This window comes from Mesorhizobium sp. Root102 (genome assembly GCF_001425625.1).
Taxonomy (GTDB): Bacteria; Pseudomonadota; Alphaproteobacteria; order Rhizobiales; family Rhizobiaceae; genus Mesorhizobium.
In genome coordinates, this window is the sequence record NZ_LMCP01000028.1 from 22,405 (window position 1) to 34,485 (window position 12,081).

13 protein-coding genes are annotated in these 12,081 nt (G+C 59.3%); 5 read left to right on the forward strand and 8 right to left on the reverse strand.

Annotated elements, in window-relative coordinates:
- Positions 1-24: 24 nt before the first annotated feature.
- The 3 genes from ASD12_RS21420 to ASD12_RS21430 form a co-directional block, all read right to left on the reverse strand.
- A complete protein-coding gene (locus ASD12_RS21420) occupies positions 25-228 on the reverse strand; it encodes an SDR family oxidoreductase (RefSeq protein WP_056590708.1) in 204 nt (67 codons plus the stop codon).
- A gap of 109 nt (positions 229-337) precedes the next feature.
- Complete coding sequence (locus ASD12_RS21425; protein WP_162252268.1) at positions 338-1,111, reverse strand: SDR family NAD(P)-dependent oxidoreductase; 774 nt, start codon at positions 1,109-1,111, stop codon at positions 338-340.
- Positions 1,112-1,175: 64 nt separating this feature from the next.
- Positions 1,176-2,189 (reverse strand): 3-keto-5-aminohexanoate cleavage protein, encoded by a 1,014-nt coding sequence (locus ASD12_RS21430; RefSeq protein ID WP_082525591.1) that lies wholly within the window; start codon positions 2,187-2,189, stop codon positions 1,176-1,178.
- A gap of 206 nt (positions 2,190-2,395) precedes the next feature.
- On the opposite strand from ASD12_RS21430, the gene ASD12_RS21435 reads away from it, so the two are divergent.
- Together ASD12_RS21435 and ASD12_RS21440 are read left to right on the forward strand one after the other, a co-directional pair.
- Positions 2,396-3,532, forward strand: coding sequence for a saccharopine dehydrogenase NADP-binding domain-containing protein (locus ASD12_RS21435; RefSeq protein WP_244482931.1), 1,137 nt, complete (start codon positions 2,396-2,398; stop codon positions 3,530-3,532).
- A 24-nt stretch (positions 3,533-3,556) separates the two neighbouring features.
- Positions 3,557-4,393 carry an SDR family NAD(P)-dependent oxidoreductase gene (locus tag ASD12_RS21440; protein ID WP_056590714.1) on the forward strand — a complete coding sequence of 279 codons (837 nt, stop codon included), beginning with the start codon at positions 3,557-3,559 and terminating at the stop codon, positions 4,391-4,393.
- Positions 4,394-4,413: 20 nt separating this feature from the next.
- Here the strand turns inward: ASD12_RS21440 and ASD12_RS21445 are convergent, their stop codons facing one another.
- Positions 4,414-5,091: a GntR family transcriptional regulator gene (locus ASD12_RS21445; protein ID WP_056590716.1), complete on the reverse strand. Its 678-nt coding sequence runs from the start codon at positions 5,089-5,091 to the stop codon at positions 4,414-4,416.
- A 129-nt stretch (positions 5,092-5,220) separates the two neighbouring features.
- Between ASD12_RS21445 and ASD12_RS21450 the strand changes: the two genes are divergently transcribed.
- From ASD12_RS21450 to ASD12_RS21460, 3 genes are read left to right on the forward strand one after another with little or no spacing between them, the layout of a single operon-like run.
- The gene (locus ASD12_RS21450) at positions 5,221-6,006 is read left to right on the forward strand and encodes a 5-oxoprolinase subunit PxpA (RefSeq protein WP_056590718.1); all 786 of its coding nucleotides are present in this window, start codon (positions 5,221-5,223) and stop codon (positions 6,004-6,006) included.
- Complete coding sequence (locus ASD12_RS21455) at positions 5,999-7,600, forward strand: urea amidolyase family protein (protein ID WP_056590722.1); 1,602 nt, start codon at positions 5,999-6,001, stop codon at positions 7,598-7,600. Before ASD12_RS21450 ends, ASD12_RS21455 begins: the two co-directional genes overlap by 8 nt.
- A complete protein-coding gene (locus ASD12_RS21460; protein WP_056590725.1) occupies positions 7,597-9,306 on the forward strand; it encodes a biotin carboxylase N-terminal domain-containing protein in 1,710 nt (569 codons plus the stop codon). Before ASD12_RS21455 ends, ASD12_RS21460 begins: the two co-directional genes overlap by 4 nt.
- Positions 9,307-9,564: 258 nt before the next feature.
- Here ASD12_RS21460 and ASD12_RS21465 read toward each other — a convergent pair whose 3' ends face one another.
- The 4 genes from ASD12_RS21465 to ASD12_RS34645 all read right to left on the reverse strand — a co-directional run.
- Entirely contained in the window at positions 9,565-10,449 is an 885-nt protein-coding gene (locus ASD12_RS21465; RefSeq protein ID WP_056590737.1) for an alpha/beta hydrolase, read from the reverse strand.
- 48 nt (positions 10,450-10,497) lie between these two features.
- Positions 10,498-10,791, reverse strand: coding sequence for a putative quinol monooxygenase (locus ASD12_RS21470; protein ID WP_056590739.1), 294 nt, complete (start codon positions 10,789-10,791; stop codon positions 10,498-10,500).
- A gap of 182 nt (positions 10,792-10,973) precedes the next feature.
- On the reverse strand, positions 10,974-11,747 hold the full coding sequence (locus ASD12_RS21475) for a glucose 1-dehydrogenase (protein WP_056590741.1): 774 nt from the start codon (positions 11,745-11,747) through the stop codon (positions 10,974-10,976).
- A 105-nt stretch (positions 11,748-11,852) separates the two neighbouring features.
- Positions 11,853-12,081 (reverse strand): alpha/beta fold hydrolase (locus ASD12_RS34645; protein ID WP_348271729.1); only part of this gene is annotated, 229 nt, incomplete at its 5' end.

The window sequence follows — 12,081 nt, forward strand, 5'->3', positions numbered from 1 at the left end:
AGAAAAGAGAGGTATTTGGTACGTTTAGTTCTGACCGATCAGATGACCGGCGCTGCTGCCCCCATCGATCAGATACACGCAGCCATTGGTGTAAGCGGCCTCGCTCGAGCACAGATGAGCGACAACTGCCGCGATTTCAGCTGGCGCGGCGAACAGGCCCATCGGGACGGCCTTGTCAAAAGCCTCGCGAGTTCCAAGGGGAGCCTTTGCAAAGATTCTTGCGGCCATTGGCGCGTGTCAACGAAACCAGCCAGGGTGAGTGAGACAGCACGCCCGATTTCCGAGCCTGCCCCACTGACCAACGCAACCTCCGGGTTATTCATAGGTCCGAGCCCGGTCATTCTTTGGGGAGTGTTTCGGCGATATAGAGGTTCGCCAGGGTGCCACAATCCACTGGTACATCTATGCCTGTAATCCCGCTCGCCTCTGCACTGCCCAGAAATGCGACCGTGCGGGCGATCTCATCGACTTCGACCAGACGACCCATGGGAACGCGCGAAAAGCTCTCGGTCATATGCTGACGGGCAGCTTCGCTCACGTGATCCGAGATCATGGCTGTCAGCGTCCAGCCAGGGCTTACCGAATTGACGCGAATGCCGTACGGCGCCAGTTCCACGGCGGCCGTCTTTGTCAGGTTGACAACGCCTGCCTTCGCCGCACCGTACGCAGATTGTCGGCCGTCGGTTCCCGCCGCGTCTATGGAAGCAACGTTGACGATGGCCCCACCGCCGGAGGCCCGCATACGTCGCGCGCCCCTCTGCAGGGTGAGGAAGACACCCGTCAAATTGACGTCGACCACCGAACGCCAACGGGCAAGATCCATCTTTAGGAGGGTCTTGTAGTCCGCCAAACCCGCGTTGTTGACCAGCAAGGAGAGCGGGCGAGCCGGGTCCTCGAACCGCGACATGAGGCGTTCAACGTCGTCTTCATTGGTGACGTCGGCGGCCACCGCCTCAACGGATCCCAATGGCTCAAGTTTGGAGGAGGCCGCTTCAAGGTCAGTCTCGTTGCGCCCTGCTATCGTGACAGCATAGCCCCGCTTGAGAAGACAAGCCGCGATACCAAAGCCGATCCCTTTCGATCCTCCGGTTACAACGGCATTCAATTGCATTTCGATCTCTCCCCGCCTTAGCTTGAAGACGGGGCCCATCGGACCCGCCTCGCCCGGCTCCCTCTCAAGGGGCCAGCGTCATCAGGCGACGGTACTCGTCAGCCTCCATAAGGTCACGGCCCAGTCCTGCCGCGATGCCGCTGATCTGACGGAACACCTCTACGTTGCTCTGGATCTTGTCGTCGCGATGCGGCCACTTCCACACGGTGTCCTCCATGCCGACACGCACGTGCACGCCCATGAGGATTGCGAGCGTTGCGAGGTAGCTGCTCGAACGGCCACCGGTACAGGCGATGATAACCGATTCAGGATCGATATGGCGAATGAGACGGACCAACCGCATGAAGCCGTCGATCATGGTCTCAGGGCTGTAGGTAGGGCTGCAGCCAGGCAGTCCAGGCAAGACAAGCCAGTTCAGCTTCCCCTGAATGAGGCCGCTATCGATCAGGTAGCGGCGAGCGTTGTCGATGTCGGCGTCAGAGTAGACAGCGATCTGAGGGGTCAGGCCGGCATCGAGCGCACGTCGTGTCTTCTCGATCATTGCCGCCGGCGATTTCACAAAACGATTGTCCCCGAGGATGATCGAGGTGGCGTTGACCGGCACGCCCTCCATCAGGCCCAGCGACATCATCTCGCCCATCATACGCTCTTCCTCGTCGTTGACCGCAACAAGGCAGGCATCGAGTGCGATATGATTGTTCTGGCGCCGCAGGTGGGTCAGCGTCTCCTTGAAGAGGCCGGTATCCAGGACATTGTAGCCACGTTCATCGCGGGCATGGATGTGGATAATCTGAGCACCAGCGTCGATGCACTCCTGCGCCGAGCGAATGATTTCCTCCGGCGAGGTCGGCTGATTGGGGTTCTCGTCTTTGCGGAAAAACGCCCCGTTGATTGCCACCGACAGGATCAATTTCTGTGGCTCGTCCCAACGAGGCATGGGCTCGGCATCCGAAAAGGCGGTCCTGCTGATCGGCATGATATCGGGCGCCCCGTAGACCTGCCAGTTCGCCTGTACCCCTTCGCGCGCCACCCACTGGTCCACCCGTTCCCAGTTCACGGTATTCGGCTTCCGAACCATTTGAAAGAGCGTCCCTCTTCTCAAAAAGATATGAACGATCGTTAATACCAGCAGCTTTGACTGTCAAGCGCGACACTCCGGTTGAAACCGCGCCATCCCTTAACGCACCCATAGGTTAATTGGCCCAGATCGCTGTCATGGCCCTCTCAGACTTGACGCATGAGTGGACGGAATCTATTAATTAACGTTCGTTATATGGAGGTGTCGTGAGCAAGGCCATTTTGCTTGTTGGAGCGGGGCACATGGGGCGTAGTGCGCTGGGCATGCTCGCGAGACTACGCCCTGATTGCCGCTTCAAGATTGTCGACCGGTCGCCAGAAAATCTGGCACTTGGGATCGCCGTCGACCCAAAGCGTGTCGAAGGGGAACTTCGCGACGTCTTGAAGGACGGCATCGATACGAGGGGGGCCGACCTCGTCATGAACTTCGCGGGCCCCTTCTTTTTGGGCTCCGATGCTGTCGCGCGCGCAGCTATCGCAACTGGGGCTGCCTACGTCGACGTTTGCGACGACGCTGAGGGGACCCAGACAATTCTGGACCTTCACGAAACCGCCTTGGCGCAGGCAGTTCCCGTGATTACCGGCGGCGGCAATTCACCGGGCATCTCGAACTGGCTGGCTTGCGACATCCTGGCGTCGAATCCTGGAGTGGACGGAATCAAGATCGTCTGGATCACGCGAGAGCGCGACCCCGGCGGCCTCGCCGTGCTTCGTCATATGCTTCATATGACCGTGGCTCCTTGCCCGATCTGGCGCAATGGCAAGATGGAATACTCGAAGGGATTCCATCCGGAGACAGCCATGTCGTTTGAGGTTCCCTCACCCTTCGACCGGATCGAGGCTTACGATACCGCTCATCCGGAACCGCTGACCCTCGCACGCTACAGACCAGATCTGAAATTGATCCAGTGCAAGGGATCATTATTCCCCAACTGGGCCAACCAGGCCTTTTCGACACTCGGCCGCATCGGCTTTGCCCGTGATGAGCTTACAGTCAAGATTGGAGATCAGACCATCCAGCCCATAGAGGTGCTTTGGAAGCTGCTTTGGGCGCGACACAATCTTGGCCCCCCGCGGGAACGCCCTGCATTTACGCAGATCAACGTCATGGGGCTAAAGGGCGACCAGCCTGTCGTGATGCACACCATTACGGATGACAGTGAGATGAGCCGCGGGACAGGCATCGGCATGGCGGCTGCCGCGCTCGCATTGCTCGAAGGAAACGTACCGCCCGGCGCCAATGGTGTCGAGGCAATTCCGTTCGAGCGAGGACTTGCCCATTTCAAGGCGTTGTCGAAGGCCGAGGGCGCCTTTGCCAATGGGATAGTTGTCACCCATTTCTGATCCGCGTTTGGGAGATTTTGCATAATGACCGATTCTTCTACGGTGATCGTGACAGGCGCTGCGGGCGACATAGGGCGTGCTTTGGCCAGACGTTTTGCCGCCGACAGCCGCCCCATTGCCCTATTCGACCGCACCGATGAGACGCTCAACACCCTGGCTGATGAGTTGAAGATACTGGGCGCACAGAAGGTGGCGATCTATGTCGCAGACCAATGTGACCGAGGTTCAGTCGATGCTGCCGTTGCGCAAGCGCGATCTGATCTCGGACCAATCGGAACCCTTGTTGCCAATGCAGGCTATGCTCGCCTTGCGAGCTTTCTTGAGATGCCCGAAAAGATCTGGGATCGACATGTCGAGGTGAATTTGAACGGGACCTTTCACACCTGTCAGGCAGTTGCCCGCTCAATGGCAGATGAGCGATTGGGCGGCAGCATCGTAGTCATCTCGTCGTGCCTGGCCCTCTATCATACGGACCAAACGGGAGCCTATAACGCGACGAAGGCCGCGCTTTTGATGCTCGTTCGCACCATGGCTGCCGAACTCGGCGTCTTTCGCATTCGTGCAAATGCCGTCCTTCCAGGGATTGTGGACACGGCCATGACCAGACAAACTTTGGCAGAACCCGGGCGGCTGGAAGCCGTTCTTGCGGACACGCCACTGGGCCGGATCGGCCGGACCGAAGACGTCGCCCAGGCTGTGCATTTTCTTGCAAGCGAAGCTGCAGCATTCATAACCGGAGCATCATTGTTGGTGGATGGTGGCGCCTCCATCTATGGCCAACCACAATGGGTAAGGCAGGATCGACGCGTCCCCTACGAGCCCAATTGGGCCTTCGAGGCCCGTACCGCGGATCGGCGATGAAAGACCCGGCGCAACGAGGCTCATCCTTTTTGTTCAGCTGTCCGCTGCAAGGCCGCGAGTACCATTCTTTCTGATCTGAGGAGATAAATCTCCAACTGCTCTATCCCTTCCGAGATCTTTTCGGCCTCCAGCAGAGAGACAAGGATCGAATTCATATCAATGTAGGGTTCGTGCAAATGAGCGCTGTTGTCGAGTTGGCCGAATACCAGGCGAAGCTCAGCCAAAACCATTTCAAAGAAAGCGTTTAATCTTGGACTGTCGCACAGTTCCACCATCGCTCGGTGAAATTCCATATTTATGGTTCCCACGCGCCGCCAATCGTTACTTTTTTGAGCCTCCTTGGCTTCAGCAACGAGAATGCCCATCCTCAGAAGTGCCGGATGGCCTCGGCTGGCCATCCGCACCGCTCCTATTTGGATCACTCGGCGCGCCCGATAGATATCAATAACCGAAGCCGCATTGGGGGCAGCGACAAAGACCCCGCGATTGGGGATGTGCGACAGAAGACCTTGGCTGGTCAGCAGCCGGAAGACCTCCCGCAACGTATTGCGGGAAATGCCAAATTGTGAAGCGACCTGTTGCTCCGAGAGCTTTTGACCAGGGGCGAGTTCGCCGTCGATCAACATGTCCCTGATCCTGGAAACCACCTTTTCGGCGAGAGGCTGATCGTCTGGACCCAAGGCTATTTTGGTGCTCATTCGGTTCCTGCTGGCCAGCTCGGCCGTGAGGCCAGGGCAAAAATCTCTCGAGATCGATATTGTTGAACAATCTTCGATATGTTATTGAACAGAATGCGGGTCATTTCAATCATATAAAGAGGCTGTCACTTGGCAAGCGTTGACCTCAACAGCGATCTTGGTGAAAGTTTCGGCCCGTGGCCGATGGGCGACGACATCTCGATGCTTGATATCGTCACCAGCGCAAACATTGCCTGCGGTTTCCATGCCGGCGATCCCGCAGGCATCCTCACTGTGTTACGCGAAGCGGCGCGCCGCAACATCTCGATTGGCGCACATGTCGGCTACCGGGATCTGGTCGGCTTTGGTCGACGAAATATGGACCCGTCTAGCGCCGAACTGGTTGGCGACACAATCTACCAGATCGGTGCACTGCAAGGGCTTGCGAAGGCTGCCGGGACAACGGTTCGATACGTAAAGCCGCATGGAGCGCTCTACAACACCATTGCAAGCGATGCGCGCCAGGCCGCCGATGTGATCGCAGGCATAAAGGCTATCGATCCGTCGCTGACCTTGATGGCACTTGCCGGTGCTCCGATAGTCGAACAGGCAACAGCGGCTGGGCTGACGGTGGTGTGCGAGGCATTTGCCGACCGCGCCTACAATGCCGACGGAAGCCTCGTTAGCCGCCGCTTGCCCGGGTCCGTGATCCACGACCCAAAAACCGTTGCTGACCGGATGCTGCGCTTGGTCACCGAGCGGCGAGTAACTGCAGTCGATGGAACCGATATCGCGCTGGAAGCCAATTCGATCTGTGTCCACGGAGATACGCCGACTGCTGTGGCGATAGCGCGCATGCTGCGGGATGAGTTCGCAGCCCGCGGCGTTCAAGTGAAGCCTTTCGCCGCAGCAGTCCGCGACTCTGTCCGTGGTTGAGCGCCTGCGTTTCCTGCCAGCCGGCAGCGAGCGTCTCCTTGTCGAGCTCGAGGATCTGGAAACGACGTTGACGCTGCTTGATTGCCTGCTGGCCTCTCGGCCGGAAGGTGTAACGGATATCGTTCCGGCGGCCCGCACGGTGCTGATCCGCTTCGACCCGTTCGTCACGACCCGCGATCGGGTCTCCGCGGCAGTCGCGCAGATCGATCTTTCAGTGCGCACCGTTCGGCAGGGCGAGACCTTCGATATACCCGTGACCTACGATGGCGAAGATCTGGCCGATGTTGCTGGCTTTCTCGGCTGGCCTGTCGAAGAGGTCATCCGTCGCCACACCGAAGCCACCTATACTGTCGCATTCACCGGCTTTGCGCCGGGCTTTGCTTATATGACCTGCAGTGATCCCGGCTTTGACGTCCCGCGCCGAAAGAGCCCGCGTGTACGCATCCCAGCCGGCTCGGTGGCACTTGCCGGCAGATTTGGCGGCATCTACCCATCCGATAGCCCGGGCGGCTGGCAGCTTCTGGGAACAACCGCGCTTCGCATGTGGGACACCGCGCGTGCGCGTCCTGCGCTGCTTGCACCTGGCGACCGAGTTCGTTTCCACCACCTGGCGAAGGACAGCACAGCGCATATCACCACGCCGCCCGCACAACATGCCAAGATTGCGCCTCGAAGCGACGGCTTGGTTGTAACCCGTGCTGACCGCCCGGCCCTCTATCAGGACCTTGGCCGTCCAGGGCGGGCCGACCAGGGTGTCTCAGAATCGGGCGCACTCGACCGCATGGCACTTCGTGAGGCCAATCTGTGTGTCGGCAATCCCCGCGATAGTGCTGCAATCGAGGTCGCCTTCGGCGGCTTTGCCGTCAAAACCGATCGCGCTGTGACGGTAGCGGTTTCGGGCGCCCCCAGCACGCTCACCATCCGAACGGCTGGCGGGCGCGAGGTTCCAGCGCCTTTGGGCCGCCCCTTCGCGCTCGATGCCGGAGATGAACTGACGCTTGGCCTGCCAAAGGCGGGGATGCGCAGCTATCTGGCGCTGCGCGGCGGCTTCGCCGTCGAACTGGTCCTCGGCTCGGCTTCGACGGACACATTGGCGAAAATTGGTCCCGCCCCGATTGTAGCCGGCGACGTGCTGGTGCCAGCAAACAGGCCGACAGTGGTGGCCGTCGATCCTGACCGAAACGGACCGAAACGCTTGCCGGGCGCCACCGATACCGTCAAGCTCGATATTGTGCTCGGCCCACGCGCCGACTGGTTCACGGCAAAAGGGATCGATACGCTGCTTGGCCAGGATTGGCAGGTCTCCGCTGAATCGAGCCGCATCGGCATGCGCCTTTCGGGAGCTGTCCCGCTCGAACGGTGCGATGCGGCAGAGCTTCCCTCCGAGGGCACCGCGATCGGCTCTATTCAGGTGCCGCACAATGGCCAGCCAGTGCTGTTTCTGGCTGACCATCCACTGACCGGTGGCTACCCGGTGATCGGTGTGGTTGCCGCACACCACCTCGATCTGGCCGGCCAGATCCCGATCGGCGCGCGGATTCGTTTCAGCCAGGTTGCCGACGTTGAATCGCACGCAAAGGACATCGAACGATGAAGAAGCTGCTCATCGCCAATCGCGGGGAAATTGCCATTCGCATTGCTCGTGCAGCGCGAGACTACGGTGTTGTTTCTGCTGCGGTCTATTCGGACGCGGACGCGAACTCCCTCCATGTCGAACTTGCCCAGGAGGCCTACGGCCTTGGCCCCGGTCGCCCGGCTGAGACATATCTGCACATCGAAAAGATCCTGGACATCGCTCGTCGCGCCGGCGCCGATGCCATCCATCCCGGCTACGGTTTCCTGTCGGAACGCGCCGAGTTCGCTAAGGCAGTGATAGACGCGGGCTTCATCTGGGTCGGCCCTGCCCCCGATGTTATCGCTGCGCTTGGCGACAAGGTTGAGGCCCGGCGTATTGCCGCCAAGGTCGGCGCGCCTCTGGTCAAGGGTTCGGACGGTCCGCTTGCCTCGGCAGCTGAAGCGGTCGCCTTCGCCAAGGAGGCCGGTCTGCCACTCGCAATCAAGGCAGCGTTTGGCGGCGGTGGACGCGGCATGAAGGTCGCGCATCGCCTGGAGGAGGTCGGCGAACTCTTCGAATCCGCCGTGCGCGAGGCAACTGAGGCCTTCGGCCGGGGCGAATGCTACGCCGAACAGTTCCTCGACCGGCCGCGTCACATCGAGGCACAGGTCATTGCCGATAGTCATGGCAACACGGTTGTCCTTGGTACGCGCGACTGCTCGCTGCAGCGGCGTAACCAGAAGCTCGTCGAAGAGGCTCCGGCTCCCTTCATAAGTGCTGAACAGCGCTCGCGTATTCACGACGCGGCCCGCGCAATCTGCGCGGAGGCCGGCTACACAAGTGCCGGCACAGTTGAATTCCTGCTCTCACAAAACGGCGTCATATCGTTCCTTGAAGTCAATACCCGCCTTCAGGTGGAGCACACCGTGACGGAGGAAACGACGGGCATAGACATCGTCGTTGAGCAGCTGCGAATCGCCGACGGCTTGCCCTTGTCAATCACGGAGACGCCTGAGCCGCGCGGCCACGCGATTGAATTTCGCATCAATGCCGAAGATCCTGGTAGAGGGTTCCTGCCGACGCCCGGTCTGATCACCCGCTTCCGGGCGCCGGCAGGGCCACATGTGCGCCTCGACGCCGGCGTTGAAACTGGGTCTGAAATCCCGAGCCTCTACGACTCGATGATGGCGAAGCTTATCGTCACAGGTGCCACCCGCGAGGAAGCGCTGAAGCATGCACGTCGAGCGCTGGCTGAATTCTGTATTGAAGGGGTCGCCTCGGTGCTGCCCTTTCATCGCGCCGTACTAGAGGAGCGTGATTTCACGGCGGAGGATGGATTCCGCGTTTTCACCAACTGGATTGAGACGCAGTTTCGCGGCGTTGAGCCAGCCGCGAGGGTTGACCCGATCGAAGGTGGCTTTTTGCGTAGCTTCGTCGAAATTGACGGCCGCCGTCACACTCTTGGTTTGCCGGCAACGCTCTTTTCTGGCTTGCGAACCTCGCCGGGCTTGCAAGCGGCGGCATCTCCCGCCGGCGACGGCGCTGTTACCGCTCCTATCCCAGGTACCTTGCAGCAATGGCTGGTCGAGGACGGCGCAGAAGTTGCCGAGGGCGACGTTGTCGCGGTCATGGAGGCTATGAAAATGGAAACGCGCATCATCTCACCAAAGACAGGTTGCATAAGTCTGAAAGTCGCGGCCGGCGCGTCCGTTGGTCTCGGTACCCAATTAGCTACGATCGATTGATCGCCCGAGGATGCCAGCTGTGGATTGGCGTCCGTGCATCCATCTTTGGATGCTGCTCCTGATCGACTGCTTGCCTGTACGAGCAATCACTTCTGGAAGCGATTTGCGCCACGGGATCCGTGAATACTTGGCTCTGGCCCACGGCCGAAGCCTTACGGCAAAGGGAACGGCTGCGGTGACGACTATCGCCGACCGCAGCCGCCGCGATCCACCCGTCTTGGGGAGGGTGAAGGTTGTTCTGCGCGCCAGCAAGAAAAATCAACCGAAGAAAGTCAGCAATTCCCCCGCAAGCGCTTCGGGTTGTTCTTCTGCAAGATAGTGGCCACAGGACGCTATGGCCGTCCCGCGCACATTGGTCGCAATCTTCTGAAGCTGTGCAACCAGATCCGGCATCGATCCCTGGTCGGCGCGCACAGCAAGGACCGGCATTTCCAGCTTGCCCTTTGCACTCAGCTCGCGGTTCTGCTCGGCGGACAATGAGACTGCACGGTAATAGGCAAGACCACCTTTGAGTCCGCTGGACAGAAAGACCCTCAAATACTCTTCGTGGTCGGCGTCGGAGAATATCTGCGGGTTGGCCGCTTTACGCTCCAGGAACCAGCGAAGGTAAATGTGCTCCCGGCCGTCGATGAGCGCTTCCGGCAAATCAGGCACATTGTGGAACGCAACATGCCAGGTGCGCCATGCAACTTCCGCTGACCACGGCAGCGCATCGGGCAGACTGATGCCAGGTATTCCGGTGTCAAGGATAGCCAGACTTTTGACACTGCCTCCGTTCAGGGCGGCATAGGGGTAAGCGACCCAGGCTCCGATGTCATGTGCGGCTAAGAAGTGCTTGTCGACCTCCAGCTTTTCGAGAAGTCCTCGAACGATCTTGGCGATGCTCGCCGTGTCGCAACCTGATCTTGGACGATCGGAATCCCCCTGCCCTGGAAGGTCCAGCGCTATGACACGATAGCGCTCACCCAACACCGGCAAGATCTTGCGCCACGCGTACCAACTCTGCGGAAATCCGGCAAACAGGACCAGCACCTCACCGTCAGGACGCCCTCCGCTAACATGATGGAGTCTAACGCCATCCACTGTTGTGAAGCCGCGCTGGAAGCCATTAACTCCCGTAGCCGGCCATTCCCTTCCAACCATGTCAGTCTCCCCGGTCTTGCGTATATGGCGAATGGGTCGTGGAGTGTCTTAGTTAAGCCGTTTGTACTTGGTCAGGGTGACCGACTGAATCCACTGGCCCGCTTTTGCGCCGAACGCCTTCATCGCTTCGGTATTGTTGTGGACATTGAGGGCATTCTCGTCTTCCCAGATTTCATAGAAGAGGAACTGGCCCGGGTTCTCAACCGACTCGTGCAGGTCATACTGAACGAAGCCCGGCTCCTTGGGGGCCGCTTCCACAAGCGTCATCAGGCCTTGGCGCAGCAGGTCTTCATTTCCCGTGTTGGCATTGACCAATGCGATCACGACGAGCTTCTCTTTCATCCATTTTCCCTTTCACAACTTGGACATTTTGGGTTCGATAGAGGGTGGCAGAAATTACCTCGACCACCTTTTGGTTGTCTAATGTTATCGTTTACATCACTCGAAAAAGATGAACCGGTTTTGCAATGATGTCGGCACTTTCCATTCACCCGTTTCACTAGAACGCGGTGACCGAGTTCTTGTCAGAACGGATCTCTGGCCGCCGTTAGCCATCCGCCATCCATGACGTAAGCGCTGCCGTGTACGTAGTCGGCGTCGTCACTTCCCAGGAACGCCGCCAACTTGGCAATCTCTTCCGGTTTGCACCACCGCCGGGCAGGCACTTTGCTGACTGCCAGGTCCATATCTGGTGAATGCGCCGTCGTTTGCTCCGGCATTGCCATTGGCGTGGCAGTCGCCCCGGGACAGATGGCGTTGATCCTTATGCCGAGCGCTCCGTATTCAAACGTCATCTGGCGCGTCAACCCGATGACGCCATGCTTCGAAGCAGTGTAGGCCGACCCGCCTCCAGCTGCGCTAAAGCCTGACGTCGAGGACGTATTGATGATGGCGCCTTTGCCCTGCTTCAGCATTTGCGGGATGACAGCACGCGACATCAAGAACGGCCCGGTCAGGTTCACGGCCATGACCCGGTTCCATTCCTCAAGGCTCACTTCATGAGCGGGCGCATGTCCATCGAGAACGCCAGCATTGTTGCACAGCAGATCAATTTGACCCCAGCGCACAATGACTGCGTCTATTCCATTCTTTACGCTTTTCTCATCGCTGACGTTGACTTGCAGCGGAACGGCCATGGATGGCTTTTCCAGCTTCTTCACCGTCTCGATGGCACGGTCCAGATTGATGTCGAGCGCTGCCACATAGGCTCCTCTGGACACGAATTCGCCGACCATTGCTCGACCCATCCCGGATCCTGCGCCCGTGATGATGACCACTTTGTTGGTGTAATTGTTCAACGCCGCTTACCTTCTGTTTCTCAGCTGCTTTTCCAAACGGGATTCTCCCGCTACTGGGCCGAAGTGTGCGCTGAACCGCAGCTTCAGCGATGGACTAGAGGTGGCTCAAACCCCGCCTTTGACATTGTCGAGGATTGCCTGGTTGACGGTTGATGCGGTTTCCATCTGTGGCATGTGGCCCGCGTGCGGGATGATGGTGAGCGTTGCGTTGTCTGGCACGTCGGAAGGCTGCGGGACCGGCACGACCTGGTCCTGGTCGCCCCAGATGAGCAGCACCGGGCACGGCAGTTTGGCGAGCTTGTCGCCGATCGCCTGGCGCTGGCCATTGTCGTCG